The 24227-nt window shown below is 59.6% G+C and carries 23 protein-coding genes; 11 read left to right on the forward strand and 12 right to left on the reverse strand.

The annotated features are described in order from the left end of the window. A complete protein-coding gene (locus tag ACOI8A_RS19870) occupies positions 1 to 1236 on the reverse strand; it encodes a 3-methyl-2-oxobutanoate dehydrogenase (2-methylpropanoyl-transferring) subunit alpha (RefSeq protein WP_420648889.1) in 1236 nt (411 codons plus the stop codon). Between the two features lie 185 nt (positions 1237 to 1421). Between ACOI8A_RS19870 and bkdR the strand changes: the two genes are divergently transcribed. Next, positions 1422 to 1910, forward strand: coding sequence for a Bkd operon transcriptional regulator BkdR (gene bkdR / locus ACOI8A_RS19875; protein WP_420648888.1), 489 nt, complete (start codon positions 1422 to 1424; stop codon positions 1908 to 1910). A 14-nt stretch (positions 1911 to 1924) separates the two neighbouring features. On the opposite strand, the gene ACOI8A_RS19880 is transcribed toward bkdR, so the two are convergent. Both ACOI8A_RS19880 and ACOI8A_RS19885 read right to left on the reverse strand, forming a co-directional pair. Then, positions 1925 to 2785, reverse strand: a complete 861-nt coding sequence (locus ACOI8A_RS19880) for a tyrosinase family protein (protein WP_420648887.1) — start codon at positions 2783 to 2785, stop codon at positions 1925 to 1927. Positions 2786 to 2912: 127 nt separating this feature from the next. Next, entirely contained in the window at positions 2913 to 3776 is an 864-nt protein-coding gene (locus tag ACOI8A_RS19885; RefSeq protein ID WP_420648886.1) for an MBL fold metallo-hydrolase, read from the reverse strand. Between the two features lie 104 nt (positions 3777 to 3880). Between ACOI8A_RS19885 and ACOI8A_RS19890 the strand changes: the two genes are divergently transcribed. Genes ACOI8A_RS19890 through ACOI8A_RS19900 form a run of 3 tightly spaced genes read left to right on the forward strand, consistent with a single transcriptional unit; the run spans position 3881 to position 6311 of the window. Then, positions 3881 to 4216 carry an ArsR/SmtB family transcription factor gene (locus ACOI8A_RS19890; protein WP_420648885.1) on the forward strand — a complete coding sequence of 112 codons (336 nt, stop codon included), beginning with the start codon at positions 3881 to 3883 and terminating at the stop codon, positions 4214 to 4216. Positions 4217 to 4256: 40 nt separating this feature from the next. Further along, positions 4257 to 5501, forward strand: a complete 1245-nt coding sequence (locus tag ACOI8A_RS19895) for an FAD-dependent oxidoreductase (RefSeq protein WP_420648884.1) — start codon at positions 4257 to 4259, stop codon at positions 5499 to 5501. A gap of 9 nt (positions 5502 to 5510) precedes the next feature. Then, positions 5511 to 6311 carry a sulfite exporter TauE/SafE family protein gene (locus ACOI8A_RS19900; protein ID WP_420648883.1) on the forward strand — a complete coding sequence of 267 codons (801 nt, stop codon included), beginning with the start codon at positions 5511 to 5513 and terminating at the stop codon, positions 6309 to 6311. Between the two features lie 116 nt (positions 6312 to 6427). On the opposite strand, the gene ACOI8A_RS19905 is transcribed toward ACOI8A_RS19900, so the two are convergent. The 6 genes from ACOI8A_RS19905 to ACOI8A_RS19930 all read right to left on the reverse strand — a co-directional run bounded on the left by ACOI8A_RS19905 (position 6428) and on the right by ACOI8A_RS19930 (position 12704). Next, positions 6428 to 7708, reverse strand: coding sequence for a TRAP transporter large permease (locus ACOI8A_RS19905; RefSeq protein ID WP_420648882.1), 1281 nt, complete (start codon positions 7706 to 7708; stop codon positions 6428 to 6430). Beyond that, entirely contained in the window at positions 7709 to 8236 is a 528-nt protein-coding gene (locus ACOI8A_RS19910) for a TRAP transporter small permease (RefSeq protein ID WP_420648881.1), read from the reverse strand. It lies immediately after the preceding gene. 79 nt (positions 8237 to 8315) lie between these two features. Next, the gene (locus ACOI8A_RS19915) at positions 8316 to 9287 is read right to left on the reverse strand and encodes a TRAP transporter substrate-binding protein (protein ID WP_420648880.1); all 972 of its coding nucleotides are present in this window, start codon (positions 9285 to 9287) and stop codon (positions 8316 to 8318) included. A gap of 60 nt (positions 9288 to 9347) precedes the next feature. Continuing rightward, entirely contained in the window at positions 9348 to 10238 is an 891-nt protein-coding gene (locus ACOI8A_RS19920; RefSeq protein ID WP_420648879.1) for an SMP-30/gluconolactonase/LRE family protein, read from the reverse strand. Positions 10239 to 10288: 50 nt separating this feature from the next. After that, positions 10289 to 11113, reverse strand: a complete 825-nt coding sequence (locus ACOI8A_RS19925) for an NAD-dependent epimerase/dehydratase family protein (protein WP_420648878.1) — start codon at positions 11111 to 11113, stop codon at positions 10289 to 10291. Between the two features lie 298 nt (positions 11114 to 11411). Continuing rightward, a complete protein-coding gene (locus tag ACOI8A_RS19930) occupies positions 11412 to 12704 on the reverse strand; it encodes an OprD family porin (protein WP_420648877.1) in 1293 nt (430 codons plus the stop codon). Between the two features lie 235 nt (positions 12705 to 12939). Here ACOI8A_RS19930 and ACOI8A_RS19935 point away from each other — a divergent pair, with 235 nt between their 5' ends. The 5 genes from ACOI8A_RS19935 (at position 12940) to ACOI8A_RS19955 (ending at position 19801) form a co-directional block, all read left to right on the forward strand. Further along, entirely contained in the window at positions 12940 to 14598 is a 1659-nt protein-coding gene (locus ACOI8A_RS19935; protein WP_420648876.1) for an MFS transporter, read from the forward strand. Next, the gene (locus ACOI8A_RS19940; protein WP_420657804.1) at positions 14595 to 15737 is read left to right on the forward strand and encodes an HlyD family secretion protein; all 1143 of its coding nucleotides are present in this window, start codon (positions 14595 to 14597) and stop codon (positions 15735 to 15737) included. The genes ACOI8A_RS19935 and ACOI8A_RS19940 overlap by 4 nt, the downstream gene beginning before the upstream one ends. 213 nt (positions 15738 to 15950) lie before the next feature. Beyond that, the gene (gene dnaQ / locus ACOI8A_RS19945) at positions 15951 to 16709 is read left to right on the forward strand and encodes a DNA polymerase III subunit epsilon (protein ID WP_420648874.1); all 759 of its coding nucleotides are present in this window, start codon (positions 15951 to 15953) and stop codon (positions 16707 to 16709) included. A 207-nt stretch (positions 16710 to 16916) separates the two neighbouring features. Further along, on the forward strand, positions 16917 to 19172 hold the full coding sequence (locus ACOI8A_RS19950; RefSeq protein WP_420648873.1) for an Orn/Lys/Arg decarboxylase N-terminal domain-containing protein: 2256 nt from the start codon (positions 16917 to 16919) through the stop codon (positions 19170 to 19172). Positions 19173 to 19186: 14 nt separating this feature from the next. Continuing rightward, entirely contained in the window at positions 19187 to 19801 is a 615-nt protein-coding gene (locus tag ACOI8A_RS19955; RefSeq protein ID WP_420648872.1) for a GNAT family N-acetyltransferase, read from the forward strand. On the opposite strand, the gene ACOI8A_RS19960 is transcribed toward ACOI8A_RS19955, so the two are convergent. Continuing rightward, the gene (locus ACOI8A_RS19960; protein WP_420648871.1) at positions 19767 to 20660 is read right to left on the reverse strand and encodes a LysR family transcriptional regulator; all 894 of its coding nucleotides are present in this window, start codon (positions 20658 to 20660) and stop codon (positions 19767 to 19769) included. The two genes, ACOI8A_RS19955 and ACOI8A_RS19960, sit on opposite strands and share 35 nt — an antisense overlap. 86 nt (positions 20661 to 20746) lie before the next feature. After that, positions 20747 to 20983 carry a hypothetical protein gene (locus tag ACOI8A_RS19965; protein WP_420648870.1) on the reverse strand — a complete coding sequence of 79 codons (237 nt, stop codon included), beginning with the start codon at positions 20981 to 20983 and terminating at the stop codon, positions 20747 to 20749. A 183-nt stretch (positions 20984 to 21166) separates the two neighbouring features. On the opposite strand from ACOI8A_RS19965, the gene ACOI8A_RS19970 reads away from it, so the two are divergent. Both ACOI8A_RS19970 and ACOI8A_RS19975 read left to right on the forward strand, forming a co-directional pair. Continuing rightward, positions 21167 to 21724: an NADPH-dependent FMN reductase gene (locus tag ACOI8A_RS19970; protein ID WP_420648869.1), complete on the forward strand. Its 558-nt coding sequence runs from the start codon at positions 21167 to 21169 to the stop codon at positions 21722 to 21724. An 89-nt stretch (positions 21725 to 21813) separates the two neighbouring features. Continuing rightward, a complete protein-coding gene (locus ACOI8A_RS19975; RefSeq protein WP_420648868.1) occupies positions 21814 to 23097 on the forward strand; it encodes an arsenic transporter in 1284 nt (427 codons plus the stop codon). A gap of 84 nt (positions 23098 to 23181) precedes the next feature. Here the strand turns inward: ACOI8A_RS19975 and ACOI8A_RS19980 are convergent, their stop codons facing one another. Continuing rightward, positions 23182 to 24132 (reverse strand): DUF1853 family protein, encoded by a 951-nt coding sequence (locus ACOI8A_RS19980; RefSeq protein WP_420648867.1) that lies wholly within the window; start codon positions 24130 to 24132, stop codon positions 23182 to 23184. Positions 24133 to 24227 lie beyond the last annotated feature (95 nt).

Genomic DNA, 24227 nt, shown 5'->3' on the forward strand with positions numbered 1-24227 from the left:
TCAGACCCCCAACTGCTGACGCTGGCGCTTCAAATGCTCCGGCATCTCTTTGTAGACGTCTTCGAACATGGTCGCCGCGCTCGGGATCTGGCCGCCGGCGAGGGTGCCGTACTGTTCGGCCTGTTTTTGGGCGGCAATCACTTCGGCTTCAAGTTCGGCGCTGACGGCAGTGTGTTCTTCTTCCGACCAGTGGCCTTGCTTGATCAAGTGCTGCTTGAGACGGGCAATCGGGTCGCCCAGCGGGAAGTGGCTCCAATCATCGGCAGGACGATATTTCGATGGATCGTCGGAAGTCGAGTGCGGGCCGGCGCGGTAGGTGACCCATTCGATCATGGTCGGGCCGAGGTTACGGCGGGCGCGTTCGGCAGCCCAGGCCGAGGCGGCGTAGACCGCGACGAAATCGTTGCCATCAACGCGCAAGGACGCGATACCGCAACCAACGCCGCGTCCGGCGAAAGTGGTGGCTTCACCACCGGCGATGGCCTGGAAGGTCGAAATTGCCCACTGGTTGTTGACCACGTTGAGGATCACCGGCGCGCGGTAAACGTGGGCAAAAGTCAGGGCGGTGTGGAAGTCCGATTCGGCGGTGGCGCCGTCGCCGATCCAGGCTGAGGCGATTTTGGTGTCGCCCTTGATCGCCGAGGCCATGCCCCAGCCCACGCCCTGAATGAATTGGGTGGCGAGGTTGCCGGAAATGGTGAAGAAACCGTAGTCCTTGACCGAGTACATGATCGGCAACTGACGGCCCTTGAGCGGGTCGCGCTCGTTGGACAGTAACTGGCAGATCAGGTCGACCAGCGGCACGTCGCGGGCCATCAGAATGCTTTGCTGGCGGTAGGTCGGAAAGCACATGTCGTCGACGTTCAGCGCCAGCGCCTGAGCGCTGCCAATGGCTTCTTCGCCGAGGCTCTGCATATAGAACGACATTTTTTTCTGACGCTGGGCGACCACCATGCGGTTGTCGTAGATGCGCGTCTTGAGCATGGCGCGCATGCCTTTGCGCAGGATCTCGACCGGCACATTTTCAGCCCATGGGCCGAGAGCGTTGCCCTGGTCGTCGAGCACGCGGATCAGACCACGAGCGAGGTCGGCGGTATCAGCCGGTTCAACGTCGATTGGAGGTTTGCGCACCGTGCCGGCATCGGTCAGATGCAGGTAGGAGAAGTCGGTTTTGCAGCCTGGACGGCCCGATGGTTCGGGAACGTGCAGACGCAGCGGTTCATACGCTTGGGTCATGGCTTCTACGCTCGATCTTGTGAATTTCTTGTAGTGAGCTGGCAGTCATTCTCTTGTAGGAGAAATCTTGTCCTACAACAATCATAGGCGCGGGCAAGAAGAATATTTCTCTCTGTTTCGTTGCACTGGAGACGATTTGCAGATAGAAATTCTGCATAAACATAAAAAACAGGTGGTTTTGTCTCATGCGCAAACTGGACCGTACCGATATCGGCATTCTCAACAGCCTCCAGGAGAACGCGCGCATCACCAACGCCGACCTCGCCCGATCGGTGAATCTGTCGCCAACGCCGTGCTTCAATCGGGTCAAAGCCATGGAAGAACTCGGCCTGATCCGCGAGCAAGTGACCCTGCTGGATGCCGATCTGCTCGGGCTGCATGTCAACGTGTTCATCCACGTCAGCCTGGAAAAACAGGTGGAAGAAGCCTTGCAGCATTTTGAGGAAGCCATCTCCGATCGCCCGGAAGTCATGGAGTGTTACTTGATGGCCGGCGACCCGGATTACCTCATCCGGGTGCTGGTGCCGACCATTCAGTCACTGGAACGCTTCATGATGGACTTTCTGACCAAAGTTCCCGGTGTGGCGAACATCCGTTCAAGCTTTGCGCTCAAGCAGGTGCGCTACAAGACTGCATTGCCGTTACCGGCTAATGGTCTGATTCTCGGGAGCTGAATGTCCGGGTTCGGTCAGAGGTCGTCATAGCCGTAATCCAGATTGGCAGTGCTGAGTGTCTCCTCGACCGTAAAAGGCTGCAGCCAGGGCGCAGGCTCATTGTCTGGGTTGAAAATCAGCGTTGAGCCAAGCATTCCATGCGGCGCGTTTTCGGGAAAGTTGATGACTGGCTCCGTCGGATGTCTGCGTTTCCAACGCTCCCACAAATAGTCGAGATAGCAGTGGTGCAAGAAGAAAACCGGGTCGTTTGGTGAAGAGGCTTCACCCATATTGCCGCCCACCCAGCTATGCACGACGTTGTGCATCAATTCTGTAAGGTTCTCCCAGCCGTTCGGTACGGACCAGTAGGGTGTCAATTCCCGGACCGACTCGACATCTTGTGCCGATGGCAGTGGCGGGCCATCCGCGCCGAAATTCCGGCGCAGGCCCGCATCTCCCGGTTCGCCATCCCAAACCTTTATTCCAAATAAACGCTGCTCGAAGGCAAACTGGCCAAAGGTCACTCGCTGGTTTTGTGCGGGGTCGCCATCTCTGCCCATGAAGTCATCGGTGAACGGATCGTCTGACCCGCTCATGCTCCAGTTCCAGTAAGGCAGGGTGATGCTCGGGTTGTCGGCCGCGGCTTGAAGTTCCAGTTCAAACTGGCGAATCAGAATGCGATGCCAAGGGAAAAACAGGGGAGTGCGGTGCGGGTTGGGAAAGATCGGGTTGCCTCGCCCCATGGAATTTTTGTGAATCTGCACAAAGTCATCGTAGCGATTCTGCTGGCCAGGACGCAGTACGCTGGGGGTGTGGTTTTTCAGGATCAGAACGGCATTTACGAAAGCGCGTTTCTGCTCAAGCGTCATATCACGGTGGTTACGGCGAATATCCATATTGCCAAATCTCCAGTGGTTGATTGCCCAATGAAGTCTGCCTGTTGGCTGAAACTGCGAACAGTTCATGGCATTCGACGCGAGGTGTAAGAAAAGCATCAGCCGCAATAACGGCGATGTTTTTTTCTTACACTGAATTGATGGGGATCTTCAGATACACCACGCCATTTTCCTCAGCGGGCGGAAGATTCCCCGCCCGAACATTCACCTGAATCGCCGGCAGCAACAGGGTAGGCATGCCCAACCCGGCATCGCGTCGGGTGCGCATTTCAACGAACGTCGCTTCATCGATGCCGTCATGCACATGGATGTTGCTTTTGCGTTGCTCGCCGACCGTGGTCTGACATTGCGCCTGACGACTGTCGGGCGGGTAGTCGTGACAAACGTAAAGCTTCACGCCAGCCGGGAACGCCAGCAGTTTGCGGATCGAGTTGAACAACTGATGCGCGTTGCCACCGGGGAAGTCGCAGCGGGCGGTGCCTACATCGGGCATGAACAGGGTGTCGCCCACCAGAATCTGTTCGCCGTCGATCAAGTAAGCCATGTCCGCCGGCGTGTGGCCGGGGACGTGCAGCGCGGTGGCCTTGAGGTTGCCGATCAGAAACGACTCGTCAGGCGCGAACAGGTGATCGAATTGCGAACCATCGACGCAAAATTCCGGCTCCAGATTAAACAGCGCCTTGAATACGTTCTGCACTTTGCTGATCGATTCGCCGATAGCGATCTTGCCGCCCAGCTCGCGGCGCAGATAAGGGGCTGCTGACAGGTGATCGGCGTGGGCATGGGTTTCCAGCAGCCATTGCACCTGCAACTGATGCTCGCGGACGAAGGCGATGATTTGGTCGGCCTGCGCAGTGCAGGTGCGGCCGGCCGCGCCGTCGTAATCGAGCACCGGGTCGACGATTGCGCATTGCCCGCCATCAGCTTCGTAGACCACGTAGCTGTAGGTCGAGGAGGCGGGGTCGAGGAAGGCTTCAATCAACGCGGGCATGGACATGAACCTGTGCAAGGAGGGCGAAAAGTCAGTCAGGGTTGCAACACTTTATGTTTACACATAATGTCCGCAGCTTAAGTGACGTTGAAGGCATCGTGCAAATGCAATCCAGTCTGACCGAATGTGAAGTCGCCCAACTGCGTGCGTCGGCCTCCAAGGCCTGCTCGCTGCTCAAAGCGCTGGCCAATGAGGATCGGTTGCTGATCCTGTGTCAGTTGACTCAGGGCGAACGCAATGTCGGCGAACTGGAGAAAATGACCGGCGTGCGCCAGCCGACCCTGTCCCAGCAACTGGGCATATTGCGCGATGAAGGACTGGTCGCGACCCGTCGGGAAGGCAAGTACATATTTTACGGTCTGGCCAGTCACGAAGTGATCCAGGTGATGAAAACCCTCTCCGGGCTCTACTGCGGGGCCGTGCTCAAAAGCTGGGCGTAACTGACCCGGCATCCCTTGCGTGCAGCAAAAGGAACAAGCAATGAACGATCAACACTGGGGCCCATCCATCAGTGCGGACATCGTGGTCATCGGCGGCGGCACTGCCGGCATCGGTTTCGTCGCCAGTCTGCTCAAGCGCGAACCACATCTGAAGATCACTGTGATCGAGCCAAGTGCCGAGCATTACTATCAGCCGGCGTGGACGCTGGTCGGTGGCGGTGCTTACAAGGTGAAAGACACCGTACGCCCCATGGGCTCGGTGATGCCACGTCAGGCCAAATGGCTGCAAGCGTCTGTCACCGGCATCGACCCGAACCAGCGCCTGCTGACCCTCGATGACCAACGCAGCGTCAGTTATCAAAACCTGATCGTCTGCCCCGGCCTGCGTCTCGCCTGGGAGAAAATCGAAGGCTTGCAGGAAAGCCTCGGCCAGCACGGCGTGACCTCCAATTACAGTTTTCAGCACGCTGACTACACCTGGGAACAGGTTCAAAAACTCAAGTCCGGCAAGGCGCTGTTCACTCAGCCCGCGATGCCGATCAAATGCGCCGGCGCGCCGCAGAAGGCGTTGTACCTGTCCTGCGATCACTGGCGAAAAAGCGCTGCGCTGAACAACATCGATGTGGAATTCAACCTGGCCGGCGCTGCGTTGTTCGGCGTGGCGACGTTTGTGCCGCCGCTGATGAAGTACATCGAGAAGTACAACGCACGACTGGCGTTCAACGCCAATCTGGTCAAGGTCGACGGCCCGGCCCAAACCGCATGGTTTGACGTCAAGGACGCTGATGGGAATGTCACGCGCCAGGCGAAAACCTTTGATCTGTTGCACGTCGTGCCGCCGCAAGTGTCGCCGGATTTCATCGCAAACAGTCCGCTGGCCGACGCTGCGGGTTGGTGCGAAGTCGATCCGCACAGCCTGCAACATCCGCGTTATCCGGACGTCTTCGCCCTAGGGGATATCTGCGGCACCAGCAACGCTAAAACCGCCGCCGCGGTGCGCAAGCAAATCGTGGTGGTCGCTGAAAATCTGCTGGCCTTGCGCAAGCAACGACCGCTGCCGCTGAAATACGACGGTTACGGTTCCTGCCCGCTGACGGTGGAGAAGGGCAAGGTGATCCTCGCCGAGTTCGGCTATGGCGGCAAACTGCTGCCGACCTTTCCTCTCGACCCGACTGTGCCGCGCCGTTCGGCGTGGTGGCTGAAGGCAACGTTGCTGCCGTGGTTCTACTGGAACGGCATGCTCAAGGGTCGCGAGTGGCTGACGCGTGTGTCCAGGGTTGATTGAGAAAATCCTATGTTGCTGGCAAGTCTGTTTGGCGTGTTGATGGGATTGCTCCTCGGGTTGACCGGGGCCGGTGGCGGCATTCTGGCGGTGCCGGCGCTGGTGCTGGGACTTGGCTGGAGCATGACGCAAGCGGCGCCAGTGGCGTTGTTTGCGGTGGGCAGTGCGGCGGCGGTCGGCGCTATCGATGGTTTGCGTCATGGTCTGGTGCGCTATCGGGCGGCGCTGTTGATAGCGGGACTCGGCGCGGTGTTTTCACCGCTGGGCATCTACTTCGCCCATCAGTTGCCGGAAAAAATCCTGATGATTCTGTTCAGCCTGCTGATGGTGATGGTTGCCTGGCGTATGTTGCGGCGCGAACGTCAGGCCCCGGGGCCAAGTGACCATGGCCATGCCAGTTGGGGCCAGAAGAACTGCATGCTTGATGAAGAAACCGGGCGCTTCGACTGGACCGCCAAATGCACCGCGACTTTAGCAGCGTTAGGCGCGGTGACCGGCGTGGTCTCGGGCCTGCTCGGAGTTGGCGGAGGCTTTCTGATCGTGCCGGCGTTCAAGCAACTGACCGACGTGCAGATGCGCGGGATTGTCGCCACGTCGTTGATGGTGATTAGTCTGATTTCGGCGATCGGGGTGATCGGCGCGTTCCATGCCGGGGTGCGGATTGATCGACTCGGGGTGGCGTTTATCGTCGCGAGCATTGTCGGGATGATCATCGGCAGAAAGCTGTGCGCGCGGGTGCCGGCGCGGGCGTTGCAGGTGGGGTTTGCCAGTGTGTGTCTGGTGGTGGCGGGGTACATGCTATTTCGAGCTTGAAGCAACCCCTGTGGCGAGGGAGCTTGCTCCCGCTGGACTGCGCAGCAGGCCCTTTTTTAAAAGAGCGGCCGCTGCGCGCCCGAGCGGGAGCAAGCTCCCTCGCCACAGAGATGGGGTTAGAGCACCAGGTGCGGCAACCACAGCGACAGCGCCGGCACGTACGTCACCAGCATCAGCACCAGAAACAGCACCGCGTAGAACGGCAGCAAAGCCTTCACGGTGCTTTCAATACTGACCTTGCCCACCGCCGAACCGACGAACAACACCGCACCCACCGGTGGCGTTATCAATCCGATCCCGAGGTTGACCAGCATGATCATGCCGAACTGCACCGGGTCGACGCCGATGCCGAGGATCACCGGCATCAGGATTGGCGTAAGGATCAGGATCAGCGGCGCCATGTCCATCACTGTGCCGAGCAACAGCAGCATGACGTTGATGCACATCAGGATCACGTAGCGGTTGTCCGACAGGGTCAGGAACATCGTGGTGATCTTCGCCGGGATCTGCATCAGCGTCATGATGTAGCCGAAGCTCGCGGCGAAACCGATCAGGATCATCACGATGGAAATGGTGCGCACCGTGCGATGCATCAGCTTCGGCAGTTCACTCCATTTGTAGTCGCGATAGATGAACATCGTCACGAAGAACGACCACAGCACAGCGATGGCCGCCGACTCGGTGGCGGTGAAGATCCCCGAAAGAATGCCGCCGAGAATGATCACCATCGCCATCAGGCCCCACAGCGCTTCGCCGCAGATTTTCAGCGCCTGACGCATCGGGATGACTTCGCCTTTGGGGTAGTTGCGTTTACGCGCGAAGATCAGGCACAGCACCATCAGGCACGCGCTCATCAGCAGGCCCGGAACCACGCCGGCCATGAACAGCGAAGCAATGGAAACCGTGCCGCCAGCCGCCAGCGAGTAGAGCACTGAGTTGTGGCTTGGCGGCGTCAGCAATGCTTGCACCGAACCGCTGACGGTCACGGCGGTGGAGAAGTCGCGCGGGTAGCCCTTGCGCTCCATTTCCGGGATCAGCACCGAGCCGACCGACGCGGTGTCCGCCACCGATGAACCGGAGATCGCACCGAAAAATGTCGAGGCCATGATGTTGACCAACGACAGCCCTCCACGCACAAATCCCACCAGCACCCCGGCGAACGCCACCAGCCGCCGCGACATGCCGCCTTCGGCCATGATCGCCCCGGCCAGCACGAAGAACGGGATCGCCAGCAGCGAAAACTTGTTCACCCCGCCCGCCACCTGAATCATCAGCGCCTGAAACGGAATATCGATCCACCACGCGCCGATCAGCGCCGACAGACCGAGGGCGTAGGCGACCGGCATGCCGATCAGGATCAATGCGATAAAACTGCCCAGCAGAATCAGAGCGTCCATTTACGCGGCACCTTCACTTTCTTCAACCAGGTCGAAACGCACGACCCGCCGATTGCTCTGGTCACCGAGCAAGAGTTTTTCCAGCACGAACACCAGCGTCAGTGCGCCGCCAATCGGGATCGGCATGTAGGTAACGCCGACGCGCAGGGTGGGCAGGGCGCTCATGAATTGGTTCCAGGTCGACATGCACAGCTTGGCGCCCCAGATGGTCATGAACAGGCAGATGGTCGCCATCAGCAGTTGCGAAACAATGCTCATGGTTTTGCGCAGATTCGGCGGCATGCGGTCGGTGAGCATCGCCACCGCCATGTGCGCGCCGGCGCGGTAACTGGCGGCGGCGCCGATGAAGGTAAACACCATCATCAGCAGGATTGCAGTAGGCTCCGGCCAGCTCGAACCGGTGCCAAGCACGTAGCGGGCGAACACGCCCCACGGGATCATCAGGGAAATGGCCAACACCGACAGGCCGGCGACCCAGATGCAGGTCATGTACAGCTTGTCGTTGAAGCGCAACAGCAAATTCTTCATTGGGGTCCACCGTAACCGGGCACTCACGGGCGTCAGTCAACGCCAGCGGTGCCGGGCCTTTGCTTGAGGGGAGGGCGGGTTACTGCACGGCTTCGATGCGCTTGATCAGGTCGGCATAAGGCGCGCCGTATTTCTCGCGGACCGCTGCGGTGGCCTCGTAGAAGGGTTTCTTGTCGACGGTGATGAACTCGACCCCGGCAGCCTTGAGTTTTTCTTCGCTGCTGGCCGACTTGGCATCCCACAGCGTGCGTTCCTCAGCTTGCGCAGCCTTGGCGGCTTTCTTCACCAGCGTCTGCTGATCGGGGGTGAGTTTTTCCCAGGTGATTTTCGACATCACGATCGGCTCGGGCAGGATCAGGTGCCCGGTCAGGCTGTAGAACTTGGCGTTCTGAAAGTGGTTGTGTTCGAGCAGGGTCGGCGGGTTGTTTTCCGCGCCATCGATCACGCCGGTTTGCAGGGCGCTGAAGATCTCGCCGGTGTCCATGGCGATGCCGTTGCCTCCCATGGCGTTGATGGTGTCGATGAACATCGGGTTGCCCTGCACGCGGATTTTCATGCCCTTGAGGTCTTCCAGTTTGCGCACTGGTTTTTTCGTATAGATGTTGCGTGTGCCGCCGTCCATCCACGCCAGTGCCACCAGGCCGAATTCGGAATTGGTGATCTTGTCGAGAATCGCGTCGCCGACTTCACCGTCGATGACTGCGCGCATGTGCGCCTGGTCGCGGAAAATGAATGGCATGTTGAACACGTTCACATCCGGCACCACCGGACCGACGATGCCGAGGCTGACCCGGGTCATCTGAATTGCGCCGACCTGAGCCTGCTCGATGACTTCTTTTTCCGACCCCAGAACACCGCCCGGGAAATATTTGAAGGTCAGTTCGCCATTGGTCTCCTTGGTCAACGCTTCGCCCATGCGTTGTTCAGCGACCACGGTTGGATATCCGGCGGGATGAATATCGGCGAACTTCATTTCCAGCGCATGAGCAGCACTGGCGAAGGTGAAGGCGAACGGAAGTGCAGCGGCGAGCAAGGTGCGTTTGAAGTCCATGGGGCGAGTCTCCAGTCTTGTTATTTTTGTGTTCAAGGCACAGCAATGCAGCAGAAGCGGTTACAGCGAATCGTTGAAAGTCGGTTCCGGCAGGCCTTTTACGCCTGGGTTCAGGGCGAACACGCCGCCGGCCAGCGATTGCGGATCATGGTCATCACCGGGGCGGATCGAGGCGACGAACAGGGTGTCCATCCGGCTGCCGCCGAAGGCGCACATGGTCGGCTTCTTGACCGGGACCGGCAGCGAATAATCGAGGTGGCCGTCGGGGGTGAAACGGTGCACGAGGCCGGCGTCATTGGCGCAGATCCAGTAGCAACCTTCGGCATCCACGGCGGCGCCATCCGGGCGGCCGAGGAAATGATTCATGTCGACGAACACCCGGCGGTTCGAAGGCGTGCCGGTCGCAGTGTCGTAATCGAACGCCCAGATCAGTTGCACATTGGGGTGTGAATCCGACAGGTACATGGTCCGGCCATCGGGGCTGAATCCGAGGCCATTGGGCACGATAAAACCATCGAGTTGCGCTTCGATCACATCGAGTCCGGCGCCGTAGCGATACAGCCGACCCTCGGGCGCATTCAGGCCCATGTTCAGCACCATGCTCCCGGCCCAGAACCGGCCCTGACGATCGCAGCGTCCGTCATTGAGGCGCATATCATCGCGCGCATGTTCGACGCGGGCGAGAAGTTCGCTGTCGAGGCTGCCATCGTTATTCGTCTGTAGATGAAAGAAACCGCTCTCCATCCCGGCGACCCAGCCGCCACGTTTGTGACGGGCGATGCAGGCGAGCATTTCCGGGGCTTTCCAGGCGTGGACGTGGCCAGTCTCGGCGCTCCAGCGTTGCAGACCGCCGTTGGGAATATCCACCCAGTACAGAGCGTTTTCCTCGGGCACCCAGACCGGGCTTTCACCGACGGCGTTGCGTGCGTCGACGATCAATTCAGCTTGCATACTCATTCCCTTGGTTTTTATTGGAGGGGATCAAGTCACCAGTGAGCGCGTCAGTCGCCGAACGGCCCGGCCGCGACGAAAGCGCCGCCCTGATAGATTCGCGCCGGGTCATCGACGGCCGGCATCGGCTGCGCTTCGACCTTTTCGCGAAACACTTCGGAGCTGTCGCGAGCCTCGAAACCGAGGTGGCTGGCGAAGCGGTTGTCCCACCACACGTCCTTGTTATCCGACATGCCGTAGACCACGGTGTGGCCGACATTCGGGGTGTACAACGATTTTTCGAGTAGCTGAGTGAGGTCGTCGAAACTGAGCCAGGTGTGCATCATTCGACGGTTTTGCGGCTCCGGGAATGAGGAGCCGATGCGGATGCTTACGGTCTCGATGCCGTAGCGATCGAAGTAGAAACTGGCCATGTCTTCGCCGTAGGACTTGGACAAACCGTAGTAGCCGTCCGGCCGGCGCGCGGAGCTGGCGTCGAGCTGTTCGTCCTGCTTATAAAAGCCGATGACGTGGTTGGAGCTGGCGAAAATCACGCGCTTCACGCCATGGCGACGCGCCGCTTCGTAGATGTGAAACACGCCGCAGATGTTGGCGCCGAGGATCTCTTCGAACGGCCGCTCCACCGAGACGCCGCCAAAGTGCAGGATCGCGTCCACGCCTTCGACCAATTGGTGCACGGCGTTTTTGTCGGCCAGATCGCAGACGACGATTTCTTCGCGCTCATCGATGGCGGGGGCGAGGGGAGCTATGTCCGACAGACGCAATACGTTGGCGTAAGGGCGCAGGCGTTCGCGCAGGACTCTGCCCAGTCCGCCGGCGGCACCGGTCAGCAACAGGCGGTTAAAGGGCGTTCGATCTGTGGGGGTGGTCGTCATGGCAATCCCTGAACTTGTTGTTTTGGATTTGTTGTAGGTTGTCGTATGACTGTGTCGAAGTATCGGTAGGGTTTCCGGATCTTGTCAACGCGACTTTTGGTGTAAATGACGGAAGGGCCATTCCCGTGCCTTCGGCTGAATATTTCCCTGTGGCGAGGGAGCTTGTCGGATCGCCGCACCGTCCCGCTCGGCTGCGTAGCAGTCGTGGCTTTTCTACAAAAAAGCAGGGGCGGCTTCGCCACCCAGCGGGAGCAAGCTCCCTCGCCACAGGTCTGTGATCGAACACGCTTTCAATGAGTTACAACAACGAAATCGGATAGCTGATGAAGATCCGGTTCTCATCAAACTCATTGGTGCTGAAGTCGCGGCGGATGCTTGCGTTGCGCCATTTGACGTTGAGATTTTTCAGCGCGCCGCTCTGCACGGTGTAGGCCAGCTCTGATTCGCGGCCCCATTCCTTGCCGTCGCTGGTGGCGGCGGTGTGCACGTTATCGCCGCTGATGTAGCGGTTCATCATGGTCAGGCCGGGGATGCCGAGCGCGACGAAGTTGTAGTCGTGGCGTACTTGCCACGAGCGCTCTTTGGCGTTGTCGTAACTGGCGTTGTAACTGTCGTTGGCCAGGGTGCCGCCGCTGGTGCCGTTGACGCGCATCCAGGCATCTTCGCCGCTGAGTTTCTGCAGGCCGACGTAGAAGGTGTTGCCGCCGTATTTGGCCGAGAGCATGGCGAATGCGGTTTTGTTGTCGAGATCGCCAGCCTGGGCGCTGCCGTCTTCCTTGCCGGTGAAGAAGCCGAGATTGGCGCCCAGCGTCCAGTCGCCGAGCGGCTGGCTGTGGCTGAGGTTGAAGTACTGCTGCTGATAGATATCGCTGAGTTCGGCGTACCACACGCCAACCATTGTGCGTTTTTCGTTGAAGCTGTATTCGCCGCCACCGAAGTTGAAGCGATCCGAAGTGAACGCACCGCGGCCGTTCATCGACATGTCTTCCATGCTCGCGTCGTTGCGCGGGCTGTTGCCGCGAAACTGCCCGCCGTAGAGGCTCAGGCCATTGATTTCGGTGGAGGTGATCTGACCGCCGCGAAAGGTTTGCGGCAGGGAGCGGCCGTCGTCGGAGCGCAGGATCGGCAGCACCGGCATCCATTCGCCGACCTTCAGTTCGGTCTTCGAGACCTTGGCTTTCAGGGCTACACCGAGCCGGCCGAAGTTGTCCGCCGGGCGCCCGTCATCATGGATCGGCAACAGCTGAGTGCCGCCAGTGCCCTTGCCGCCATCGAGTTTCTGCGAGTACATGCCGAGCAGGTCCAGGCCGAAGCCGACGGTGCCCTGGGTGAAGCCGGATTTGGCGTCGAGGATGAAGTTTTGCGTCCACTCTTCAGCCTTGCCCTGCGCATTGTTCGGGTTGGTGAAGTTGCGGTTGAAGTAGGCGTTGCGCAGGTTCAGCGTGGCTTTGCTGTCTTCGAGAAAGCCTTCGGCTTCGGCGTTCAGGGGCAAGGCGAGGGCGAGGCTGCTGCAACCGATCAGGCTCAAGGTGCAACGATTGGCGAGGCTGGAACGGGAAGGGCGGACGGAATTACAGACGAGTGTGCTCACTGTGACGCTCCCTTTTTCGATTGTTATTTTTATTTTTGTCATACGTCGTCGTACAACATCGAAGCGGATATTTGCGGGGTTTTTCGCGAATGTCAACTGGAAGTTATACGATGACTTGAGTTGGAAAAATCTCAGCCCGACGCAGAACCCTGTGGGACCGGTTGTTGCCTATGCAGATGTGTGTTGCCGGCGAAATTGCGGCAAACTTCAGCCATCTCTCGTACAAGGCTTGGCAATGGATCAATACACCCCGCGCAACTGGCAGCCCCACGAGCGGCCCAGCTTGCCCGGTTCCCCCTCGACGCCGTTGCACTCCAACCCCAAGCGCATCGCCTATGCGCTCGTTGGATTGCTGGTGGCATTGACGGGTGGCCTCGGTAATTCGCTGGTGGTCGCTAATCTGATCTACCTGCAAGGCGCGCTGGGGGCGACCACTGCCGAAATGGCCTGGCTGCCAGCGGCGTACGTGATGACCAACGTCTCGATGAACCTGTTGCTGGTGAAGTTTCGCCAGCAGTTCGGCTTGCGCGCGTTCACCGAGGTGTTTCTGGTGCTGTATGCGCTGGTGACCTTCGGCCATTTGTTCGTCAACGACCTGAGTTCGGCCATCGCGGTGCGGGCGGCGCACGGCATGGTCGGGGCGGCGCTGAGTTCGCTGGGCCTGTATTACATGGTGCAAGCGTTCCCGGCGAAGTGGCGGATGAAGGCGCTGGTGCTCGGGCTGGGTGCTTCGCAGTTGGCGTTGCCTATGGCGCGGCTGTTTTCTGAGGACTTGTTGCAGATTGCCGAATGGCGTGGCTTGTACCTGTTCGAGCTGGGCATGGCGCTGATCTCGCTGGGCTGCGTGTTTCTGCTGAAACTGCCGCCGGGCGATCGCTTCAAGACCTTTGAAAAACTCGACTTCCTGACCTTCGCGATTCTCGCCAGCGGCGTGGCTTTGCTCTGCGCGGTGCTGTCGCTGGGGCGTATCGACTGGTGGCTGGAAGCACGCTGGATTGGCGTTGCGCTGGCCGGCTCCATCGCGCTGATTTTTGCCGGACTTGCGATCGAACATAATCGCAGCAACCCGATGCTGATGACCCGCTGGCTCGGCAGCGGCACGATGATTCGGCTGGCGCTGGCGGTGGTGCTGATCCGGATGGTCACCTCGGAGCAATCCACCGGCGCCGTCGGCTTCATGCAATACCTCAATATGAGCAGTCAGCAGCTGCACAGTCTGTACGTGGTGATGCTGATCGGCAGCGTCGCCGGGCTGCTGACCAGTGCGCTGACCATCGACCCGAAACACTTGCTCCTGCCGCTGATCATTTCGCTGGCGCTGATGGCCTCCGGTTCGGTGATGGACAGTTATTCGAACAACCTGACGCGCCCGCAAAACCTGTATTTCAGCCAGTTTCTGTTGGCGTTCGGCAGCACGTTTTTCCTCGGTCCGACCATGGTCCTAGGGACGCGCAATGTGCTGACCAATCCGCGCAATCTGGTGAGTTTTTCCGTGCTGTTCGGGATCTGCAATAACCTCGGTGGCTTGCTCGGTGCGGCGCTGCTGGGGACGTTCCAGATCGTGCGCGAGAAATTTCATTCCAGCCACATCGTTGAGCATCTCACGTTGTCCGATCCATTGGTGGCGGCGCGGGTGCAGAGCGGCGGCTCGGCCTATGGCTCGTTGCTGGCCGACCCGAGCCTGCGCAATCTGGCGGGCATTCGCAGCCTTTCAAATGCCGCGACACGCGAAGCCAACGTGCTGGCCTATAACGATGTCTTCATGTTGATCGCGGTGATCGCAGTGCTGACCATGATCTGGATTTCCATTCGTGCGCTGTGGCTGATGAGCACCACCAAAGCCGTCGCCGCGACACCTTCTTCCGTACCTTCCAGCGGTGCCATTTCTTCATGACCGAACCGACTACCACGACCACCAATGCGATTGCCGCCACCCCCGAAGGCGTAGCGCCGCCGTCCTCGCCGAATACTGAACCGCGCTCGCTGCGGGTGCGGACCATCTCGTCGTTGGGTTTTGCCGCGATTGCCATCGTCGGTGTGCTGATCGTGCTTTACGCGTGGCAATTGCCACCGTTCAGCAGCGCGGTCGAGACTACCGAAAACGCCTTGGTGCGCGGGCAGGTCACGGTCATCGGCCCGCAACTCGCCGGCTATGTTTATGAAGTGCCGGTGCAGGATTTCCAGTTTGTGAAGGCCGGGGATTTACTGGTGCGCCTGGATGACCGCATCTATCAGCAGCGCCTCGACCAATCGCTGGCACAACTGGCGGTGCAGAAAGCCGCGCTGGCGAATGTGGTGCAGCAGCGCAATAGCGCCGAAGCGACTATCAAGTTGCGTCAAGCGGTGTTGACCGACAGCGAGGCGCAGGCGCGCAAGAGTGATGCGGATCTGCGGCGTAACAAGGAGTTGGTCAGCGATGGCTCGGTGTCGAAGCGCGAGTTTGACGTGACTCTCGCGGCCAGCGCGCAGACTGCCGCGTCGGTGGCGCAGGCCAAGGCCAATCTGGAAATCGCCCGCCAGGATCTGCAAACGGTGATCGTCAATCGTGGTTCTCTGGAAGCTGCGGTGGCCAGTGCCGAGGCGGCGGTGCAACTGGCGCGGATTGATTTGTCGAATACGCGGATCATCGCGCCGCGTGACGGTCAGCTCGGGCAGATCGGCGTGCGCCTTGGTGCCTACGTCAATTCTGGTGCGCAGTTGATGGCGTTGGTGCCGGATCAGAAGTGGGTGATCGCCAACATGAAAGAAACCCAGATGGACAATGTGCGGGTCGGGCAACCGGTGCGCTTCAGTGTCGATGGCTTGAACCACCGCAAATTCACTGGGCGAGTGCAGCATATTTCGCCGGGCACTGGGTCGGAGTTCGCGCTGTTGCAGGCGGATAATGCTACCGGCAACTTTGTGAAGATTGCTCAGCGGGTGCCGGTGCGGATTACGATTGATGCGAATCAGCAGGAGATTGAACGGTTGCGGCCGGGAATGTCGGTGGTGGTCAGCATCGACACAGCGGCAGGTGACACTCAGCATCACTGATGCACCTTCATACCCTGTGGGAGCTGCGGTGCGACGATTCGACTTGCCAGCGATGGCGGCCTTATAGCCGACCAATCGCTTTCGGATGTACCCAGGTTCACTGTGGGCCAGCCTGCTGGCGATTGCAGGCGACACGGTCTGACTGAAACACCCTTGCAAGCGTGTTAACATCGCCGCTTTTGCATGATTGACCCCGTTGAGAGCTGAACACTGATGGCCACCAGATCCGTTGTACTCGATACCGAAACCACCGGCATGCCGGTGACCGACGGCCACCGGATTGTCGAGATCGGCTGTGTCGAGCTGATCGGTCGACGCCTGACCGGGCGGCACTTTCACGTATATCTGCAACCGGATCGCGAAAGTGATGAAGGCGCCATCGGTGTTCACGGCATCACCAACGAGTTTCTGGTCGGCAAGCCGCGTTTTGCCGAAGTGGCGGATGAGTTTTTCGAGTTCATCAACGGCGCGCAACTGATCATCCATAACGCGGCGTTCGACGTTGGCTTCATCAACAACGAATTCGCGTTGATCGGCCAGCAGGATCGCGCCGATATCACCAGGCATTGCTCGATCCTCGACACCCTGATGATGGCCCGGGAACGTCACCCCGGTCAGCGCAACAGCCTCGATGCGTTGTGCAAACGCTATGGCGTCGACAACTCCGGCCGTGAACTGCACGGCGCCTTGCTCGACTCGGAGATTCTCGCCGACGTCTACCTGACCATGACCGGCGGCCAGACCAGCCTGTCGCTGGCGGGTAATGCTTCCGACGGTAATGGTACGGGCGAGGGCAGCGATAACTCGGCTACCGAGATTCGTCGTCTGCCGGCAGATCGGCAGCCAGGGCGGATCATTCGCGCGACTGAAGATGAGCTGGCTGCGCATCTGGTGCGGTTGGAAATCATTGCCAAGTCTGCGGGTGCGCCGGCGTTGTGGACGCAATTGCTGGAAGCCGAAGCGCAAGCTTGAAGATCAAGAGATCGCAGCCTCGTTGCACTCGACAGCTCCTACAGTGAAATGCCAATTCCTTTGTAGGAGCTGTCGAGTGCAACGAGGCTGCGATCTTTTTTGCGTTGGATAATGCTGACAAGTGGCCACACTCGCGACATTCGCTGCGACCCTCTACCCTGAGGACATTGGCAGACCACCATCCGCCGCCTCAGGACACTGAGCCCCATGTATAAAGATCTGAAGTTTCCGGTGTTGATCGTCCACCGTGACATCAAGGCTGACACGGTTGCCGGAGAGCGCATTCGTGGCATCGCCCGTGAGTTGGAGCAGGAAGGCTTCAGCATCGTCTCGGCCACCGACTACACCGAAGGGCGGCTGGTCGCGTCGACCCACCATGGCCTGGCGTGCGTATTGATCGCCGCCGAAGACGCCAGCACCAACTCTCACCTGCTGCAGAACATGGCCGAGTTGATCGGCCTGGCGCGGGTGCGTGCGCCGGATCTGCCGATCTTCGCCCTCGGCGAGCAAGTCACTCTGGAAAACGCGCCGGCCGATGCGATGGCCGAGCTCAATCAGTTGCGCGGCATTCTCTATCTGTTCGAAGACACCGTACCGTTTCTCGCCCGGCAAGTGGCGCGGGCCGCACGCAAGTATCTGGATGGCTTGCTGCCGCCGTTCTTCAAGGCGCTGGTGCAGCATACGGCCGATTCCAATTATTCCTGGCACACGCCGGGGCATGGCGGTGGGGTGGCGTACCACAAGAGCCCGGTAGGGCAGGCGTTCCACCAGTTTTTCGGTGAAAACACTTTGCGCTCGGACTTGTCGGTGTCGGTGCCGGAACTCGGCTCGCTGCTCGATCACACCGGGCCCTTGGCGGAGGCGGAAGAGCGTGCAGCGCGCAATTTCGGCGCTGATCACACGTTTTTCGTGATCAATGGCACCTCGACCGCGAACAAGATCGTCTGGCACTCGATGGTGGCGCGAGATGATCTGGTCCTGGTCGACCGCAACTGCCACAAGTCGGTTTTGCACTCGATCATCATGACCGGCGCAATCCCGCTGTATCTGTGCCCGGAGCGCAACGAACTGGGGATCATCGGCCCGATTCCGCTGAGCGAATTCAGCCGCGAATCGATTCAGGCCAAGATCAACGCCAGCCCGCTGACCAAGGGCCGCGAGCCGAGAGTCAAACTGGCGGTGATCACCAACTCGACCTATGACGGCCTGTGCTACAACGCCGAGCTGATCAAGCAGAGCCTGGGCAACAGCGTCGAAGTGCTGCATTTCGACGAGGCTTGGTACGCCTACGCGGCGTTTCATGAGTTTTTTGCCGGGCGTTACGGCATGGCCACTTCGCGCAGCGCGGACAGCCCGCTGGTGTTCACCACGCATTCCACACACAAGCTGCTGGCGGCGTTCAGTCAGGCTTCGATGATTCATGTGCAGGACGGCGGGGCGCGGCAACTGGATCGCGATCGTTTCAACGAAGCGTTCATGATGCACATCTCCACCTCGCCGCAATACAGCATCATCGCCTCGCTGGACGTGGCCTCGGCGATGATGGAAGGCCCGGCCGGGCGTTCGCTGTTGCAGGAAACTTTCGATGAAGCTTTGAGCTTTCGCCGCGCGTTGGCCAATTTGCGTCAGCACATTGCTGCTGACGATTGGTGGTTCTCGATCTGGCAGCCGCTGGGCGTCGAGGGCATAGATCGGGTACAGACCGCAGACTGGCTGCTGCAACCCGGTGCCGAGTGGCACGGCTTCAGCGACGTCAGCGACGATTACGTACTGCTTGATCCGATCAAGGTCACGCTGGTCATGCCCGGCCTGAATGCTGGCGGCGCGCTGAGCGACAAGGGCATTCCCGCAGCTGTGGTTAGCAAGTTTCTTTGGGAGCGCGGGCTGGTGGTGGAGAAGACGGGGCTGTATTCGTTCCTGGTGCTGTTCTCCATGGGGATCACCAAGGGCAAGTGGAGCACGCTCTTGACCGAGTTGCTCGAGTTCAAGCGCAGCTACGACGCCAACGTCAGCCTTGCCACTTGCTTGCCGTGCATAGGCCAGAAAGACCCCGAGCGTTATCGCGGCATGGGTTTGCGCGATCTGTGCGATCAGTTGCATGCCTGCTACCGCAGCAACGCCACCGCCAAACATCTCAAGCGTATGTACACCGTGCTGCCGGAAATCGCCATGAAACCGGCGTATGCCTACGATCATCTGGTGCGCGGCGAAGTCGAGGCAGTGCCGATTGATGATCTGGAGGGCCGCGTGGCCGCCGTGATGCTGGTACCGTATCCGCCGGGTATTCCGTTGATCATGCCCGGTGAGCGCTTTACCGAAGCGACCCGCTCGATCATCGATTACCTGAAATTTGCCCGCACGTTCGATGCAAGTTTTCCCGGTTTCGTTGCCGATGTGCACGGGCTGCAACATGAAGATGAGGGCAATGGGCGGCAATACACCGTCGATTGCGTCAAGGAATGAGGACTTATCCGAGCATGCAACCTGCCGTGAATCCAAAATACCCGGGCCTGTCAGTGCGCGTTGCCGATGAAGGTTTTGCGCCTTATATCTGGGGCAGCGATTTCAGTTTTGAAGTCGCCGCTTACGGTGAAGCATTGATCGGCAAGCCGGTCGAGCAATGGCCGGTGACGCCGATCGTGCCGTATCGCAAGTGCTATGGCATCGATCCCGAGGAGTTCAGCAGCTATCGCGATGCTACTGACAGCGCGATCTTCATGGCCTGGCTCGACGACGAGCCGGTCGGCCATCTGGTGATCAGCACCAACTGGAACGGTTTTGCGCACATTGACGAACTCGCGGTGCATGCCCCGGCGCGCCGCCATGGCGTGGCCAAGGCGTTGCTCGATGTGGCGCAGTTCTGGAGTCGCAAGAAGAAGCTGCCGGGGATCATGCTCGAAACTCAGAACAACAACCTCGGCGCCTGTCGTTTATACGAGCGCAGCGGTTATGTGATCGGCGGGATTGACCACATGCGCTATCGCGGGATTGATCCGAACACTGCTGAAGTGGCGTTGTTCTGGTACCGATTGTTCGATAACCCGCTGGAGAACCCGATCAACTCGCCAGCATCGCCGCGGCTTGTTCCGTAATAATGGTGAGCAGAGCCTGAATCGCCGGCGAAGGCGCGGCGTGCTTGAAGGTCAGCGCATACAGGCTGATCGGCACCGCCGGTGACAGCGGGCACACGTCGAGACCTGTGGCCCGCGCGCCAAGCGCGGTGAACGGGTCGACGATGGCCAGCCCTTCGCCGGCCTCGACCATGCTGCCCATCATCTGATGGGTCTGCACGCGGGTCTGGATCACCGGCGCCGGGTGCAAAGCCTGGAGTTTGTGCTCAAGCGCCGGGCTCAGCGGGTCTTGGCCTTCAAGGCCGACCAGCGCTTGACCAGCCAGATCCTGCAATGAAATGTACTTCTGCTTCGGTTGCAGCCAACCGTGGGGCGCGAGCAATTGCAGCTTGCCTTGGGCCAGCGGCTGGCAATCGATGTCGGGATGTTCGGGGTCATGCAGGCTCAAGCCCAGATCGCTTTCGCGCAACAACAGACTGCGCACGATATCGCGGGTCGGTTGGCTGAGCAGAGTGCAAGGTGCGTCCGGCAAGCGCCGACGCAGGGCGGCCAGGCTTTGCGGCAACAGTTGCTGAGTAAGCGGCGGGGTGCCGATGACGCGCAGGGGCGGGGCGAGGTATTGCTTGAGGCTGCTGGCCAGGCGTTGCACCGGCTCCAGCGCTTCGTAGACATGCGCGATTTCTGCCTGCAACGCGCGGGCTTCGGCAGTCGCCGTCAGTCGCCCGCGCACGCTGGCGAACAGCATGAAACCCAACTGACTTTCGGCTTCGCGCAGTCGCTCTTCGACTTCAGTCACCGGCAATTGCAGCCATTCGGCGGCAGTGCCTACGTGACCGGTCTGCAACAGCGCCTGAATCACTTCGATATGACGTAAACGCATGCGTGAAGTCCATGTCCGAGCAGTTGGGGTCAGTGGCTGAATCCTACCCCAACTCTGCGATTAAGACTTCTGCTCATAACGGCCAGTTATGAGGCGGCAATCGGCTCAGGTTCGCGGGTCAGGATAATGCCCGACTGAACCAGCTTGAATTCAGCGTCATCAAGTTTCTCGATGCGATCGCCAATGGCCAGTTTGTAAGTGGTGACGGGCTCCGTGCCGGTGATTCCGTCCGCCGACGGAGTGGATTCCTGGAACTCATGCACGGAATAAACGCGGCCTTCCGCATCTCTTGCATGGAACTGACCGACGAGTACTGCTGCCATCTGCTTAAAACCTCTGGAGATAAAACACTTGATTTGCGGCTTGGTAGACCGTCATCTAGCGCTGTAAGTTTTCCTACAGGAAAAAAATATTCAGGACGCGGGAATTTACCCTCGTCGTCTGGTGGAACCGTCGCCGGATCATCTATAACTACAGCCTTCTCCCACGCAGTCGAGAGTCTTCCCATGAGCAATGTCTATAACGTCGCTGTAGTCGTCGGCAGTCTGCGCAAAGCCTCGATCAACCGCAAAGTCGCGCTGGCACTGGCGGAGCTGGCCCCGGCCAACCTCAAGCTGAGCATTGTCGAAATCGGCGATCTGCCACTCTACAACGAGGACATTGACGGCGATTCACCGCCCGCAGCCTACAGCACTTTCCGGGAGAAAGTGGCTTCATCCGACGCGGTGCTGTTTGTCACACCCGAATACAACCGTTCCGTGCCGGCGCCGTTGAAGAATGCGATTGACGTTGGTTCACGGCCTTATGGCAAAAGTTGCTGGAGCGGCAAGCCCGGCGCGGTGATCAGTGTTTCGCCGGGTGCGATCGGTGGTTTTGGCGCGAATCAGCATCTGCGCCAGTCGTTTGTGTTTCTCGATGTGCACTGCATGCAGCAGCCGGAAGCCTATCTGGGCGGCGCGGGGTCGGCGTTTGACGAGGCGGGCAAGCTGAGTGAATCGGTGAAGCCGTTTTTGCAGAAATTCATCGATGCGTATGGACAGTTCGTCGAACAACACAAAAAATGATTTGCCAGAAATTGCCTGTGGTGAGGGGACAGTCCCTCCACCACAGGTATTCCTTCTACTAAATATTTTGTTGAACAAGGCTGTCTTGCATGCTCGCTGCGTCACTGATTTTCCTGCTGACCATCACTCTCGTCATCTGGCAACCCAAAGGCCTCGGGGTCGGCTGGAGTGCGCTATTCGGCGCGATTCTGGCGCTGATTTTTGGCGTGGTCCACCTGAGCGATATCCCGCTGGTCTGGCAGATCATCTGGAACGCCACCGGCACCTTCGTCGCGCTGATCATCATCAGCTTGTTGCTCGACGAAGCCGGATTTTTCGCATGGGCTGCGCTACACGTGGCGCGTTGGGGGAAGGGCAGTGGACGCAAGCTGTTTGCATTCATGGTGCTGCTCGGCGCGCTGGTTTCGGCGCTGTTCGCCAATGACGGCGCGGCGCTGATCCTCACGCCGATCGTGATCTCCATGCTGCTGGCGTTGCGTTTTTCGCCGGCGGCAACCTTGGCGTTCGTCATGGGCGCAGGCTTCATTGCTGATACCGCCAGCCTGCCGCTGGTGGTATCGAACCTGGTCAACATCGTTTCGGCCGACTTCTTTGACATCGGATTCAACCGCTATGCGGCAGTGATGGTGCCGGTCAACTTCGTCAGCGTGGCGGCGACGCTGGGCATGTTGCTGTGGTTCTTCCGCCGTGACATTCCCAAGGCTTACGACCCTGAGCAACTTGAACAGCCACACACCGCGATCCACGACAAGGCCACGTTCTACGCCGGTTGGGCGGTGCTGGCGATTCTGTTGATCGGTTGTTTTGCGCTGGAGCCGCTGGGCATTCCGATCAGCGCGATTTCTGCAGTGTGCGCGGCTTTGCTGTTGGGGATTGCCGCGCGCGGGCACAGGATTTCCACGCGCAAGGTGCTGAAGGATGCGCCGTGGCAGATCGTGATCTTCTCGCTGGGCATGTATTTGGTTGTCTACGGGCTGCGTAATGCGGGGCTGACGGATTATCTGGCGGGTTGGCTGAATGTCTTCGCTGGTTACGGCATTTGGGGCGCGGCGCTAGGCACCGGGGTGCTGACGGCGTTTTTGTCTTCGATCATGAACAATATGCCGACGGTGCTGATCGGTTTACTGTCGATTGATGCCAGTCAGGCCAGTGGGGTGGTCAAGGAAGCGATGATTTACGCCAACGTGATCGGCAGCGATCTGGGGCCGAAGATTACGCCGATTGGTAGTCTGGCGACGTTGCTCTGGCTGCATGTGCTGGCGCGCAAGGGTATTCAGATTGGCTGGGGGTATTACTTCAAGGTCGGGATTGTGCTGACGGTGCCGGTGTTGCTGGTGACTTTGGCGGCTCTGGCTGTGCGGTTATCTTTGTAGCAGCAAGATCAAAAGATCGCAGCCATCGGCAGCTCCTACAGGGGAGCATATTCCAAAGTAGGAGCTGCCGAAGGCTGCGAGCTTTTAGGATTGCCCCGGGACATTCGGCCAAAGGTCGGAGACCAGAAACAAGCGCTCGGCCTCTTCCCATTCCCCCTGAACATTTTTGATCAGGCGCACCATCAACTGCGCCGGGGCCAATGGCTCCAGCTCATCCAGCCACATCTGCAAATGTTCAAGGCTCCAGGTCTGGTCCGCCGGGTAATGTGCCGGCGCCAGCCAGGCGTGGCGGGGCAGGGGTTGCCAGCGTCCGGCCGGACGTTGCGCAACGAACGCCGGCCAGTCCTTCTGATGCAACCAACTGCCACGCAAATGCTGCGGATGCGCGCCGTTCGGAGATTCAGCCTGACCGGGCCACGGATACAGCAGATAACCGCCAAGCCACAGCTGCGCGCTGAACTCGCCAATATCCAGCCGCGCCAGCACTTCGCGGCTTTCCGGGCGCGCGGAAATCGGCAACTGATGCTGACTCAGGTGCGCCAGTTTGCGATCCAGCCGGTCATGGCAACCCGGCCCCAGCCACTGCGCCGAATCACGCCCGTCGCCATTTTGCGGGCCGAGATAGAGCTTGATCGCCAGTTCCAGATGATGCACGCCGTCGCGGTCGCGCAGCAGCATGTCCAGCTCGCCAAGGGTGTGGCCTTCGCGGCGGATCGGCAGATTTGCGGCGATCAATTCGATGCCCGGCGCATGCTGCACGGCAAACTGCCACAAGCGCTCGTAATACAGGCCCAGCCGCCGCGTACGCGCCTGCGCCAACCAATGCAGCAGGCCATAACTGTCGCGGTCGAGCGCGCGTAACCACTGCTCCAGACGCTGGGGATCGTCCACCCACTCGCTGCCGGCCAGCGGATGCCGCTGCGGCCACGGCGTAATGGCAAGCATCGGCGGGGCGAGGATTACCCACGCCAGATCACGCACCTCGGGGTGGCGCAACTGGTGGGGTAACTGGAGCAAATCGGGAAATAGGATCATCTTGCGAGCATAGCCGCAAACACCGGCGCATCCTTGAGGCTGAAAGGATTTTGTCTATCGCAGGCTTTCGCCCATAATCGGCCTTTTCGCACCCG

Source organism: Pseudomonas sp. P4795 (assembly GCF_048822895.1).
In the GTDB taxonomy this organism is placed as follows: Bacteria; Pseudomonadota; Gammaproteobacteria; order Pseudomonadales; family Pseudomonadaceae; genus Aquipseudomonas.

Excerpts from the sequence above, each read along its gene's own strand:
- ACOI8A_RS19940 (WP_420657804.1), top strand. The coding sequence starts at position 14,595 with ATGACCGAACCGACTACCACGACCACCAATGCGATTGCCGCCACCCCC.
- ACOI8A_RS19885 (WP_420648886.1), bottom strand. The coding sequence starts at position 3,776 with ATGCCCGCGTTGATTGAAGCCTTCCTCGACCCCGCCTCCTCGACCTAC.
- ACOI8A_RS19955 (WP_420648872.1), top strand. The coding sequence starts at position 19,187 with ATGCAACCTGCCGTGAATCCAAAATACCCGGGCCTGTCAGTGCGCGTT.
- ACOI8A_RS19965 (WP_420648870.1), bottom strand. The coding sequence starts at position 20,983 with ATGGCAGCAGTACTCGTCGGTCAGTTCCATGCAAGAGATGCGGAAGGC.
- bkdR (WP_420648888.1), top strand. The coding sequence starts at position 1,422 with ATGCGCAAACTGGACCGTACCGATATCGGCATTCTCAACAGCCTCCAG.
- ACOI8A_RS19870 (WP_420648889.1), bottom strand. The coding sequence starts at position 1,236 with ATGACCCAAGCGTATGAACCGCTGCGTCTGCACGTTCCCGAACCATCG.
- ACOI8A_RS19970 (WP_420648869.1), top strand. The coding sequence starts at position 21,167 with ATGAGCAATGTCTATAACGTCGCTGTAGTCGTCGGCAGTCTGCGCAAA.
- ACOI8A_RS19950 (WP_420648873.1), top strand. The coding sequence starts at position 16,917 with ATGTATAAAGATCTGAAGTTTCCGGTGTTGATCGTCCACCGTGACATC.
- ACOI8A_RS19920 (WP_420648879.1), bottom strand. The coding sequence starts at position 10,238 with ATGCAAGCTGAATTGATCGTCGACGCACGCAACGCCGTCGGTGAAAGC.
- ACOI8A_RS19890 (WP_420648885.1), top strand. The coding sequence starts at position 3,881 with ATGCAATCCAGTCTGACCGAATGTGAAGTCGCCCAACTGCGTGCGTCG.
- ACOI8A_RS19925 (WP_420648878.1), bottom strand. The coding sequence starts at position 11,113 with ATGACGACCACCCCCACAGATCGAACGCCCTTTAACCGCCTGTTGCTG.
- ACOI8A_RS19895 (WP_420648884.1), top strand. The coding sequence starts at position 4,257 with ATGAACGATCAACACTGGGGCCCATCCATCAGTGCGGACATCGTGGTC.
- ACOI8A_RS19975 (WP_420648868.1), top strand. The coding sequence starts at position 21,814 with ATGCTCGCTGCGTCACTGATTTTCCTGCTGACCATCACTCTCGTCATC.
- ACOI8A_RS19880 (WP_420648887.1), bottom strand. The coding sequence starts at position 2,785 with ATGGATATTCGCCGTAACCACCGTGATATGACGCTTGAGCAGAAACGC.
- ACOI8A_RS19935 (WP_420648876.1), top strand. The coding sequence starts at position 12,940 with ATGGATCAATACACCCCGCGCAACTGGCAGCCCCACGAGCGGCCCAGC.
- ACOI8A_RS19960 (WP_420648871.1), bottom strand. The coding sequence starts at position 20,660 with ATGCGTTTACGTCATATCGAAGTGATTCAGGCGCTGTTGCAGACCGGT.
- ACOI8A_RS19900 (WP_420648883.1), top strand. The coding sequence starts at position 5,511 with ATGTTGCTGGCAAGTCTGTTTGGCGTGTTGATGGGATTGCTCCTCGGG.
- ACOI8A_RS19910 (WP_420648881.1), bottom strand. The coding sequence starts at position 8,236 with ATGAAGAATTTGCTGTTGCGCTTCAACGACAAGCTGTACATGACCTGC.
- dnaQ (WP_420648874.1), top strand. The coding sequence starts at position 15,951 with ATGGCCACCAGATCCGTTGTACTCGATACCGAAACCACCGGCATGCCG.
- ACOI8A_RS19915 (WP_420648880.1), bottom strand. The coding sequence starts at position 9,287 with ATGGACTTCAAACGCACCTTGCTCGCCGCTGCACTTCCGTTCGCCTTC.
- ACOI8A_RS19980 (WP_420648867.1), bottom strand. The coding sequence starts at position 24,132 with ATGATCCTATTTCCCGATTTGCTCCAGTTACCCCACCAGTTGCGCCAC.
- ACOI8A_RS19905 (WP_420648882.1), bottom strand. The coding sequence starts at position 7,708 with ATGGACGCTCTGATTCTGCTGGGCAGTTTTATCGCATTGATCCTGATC.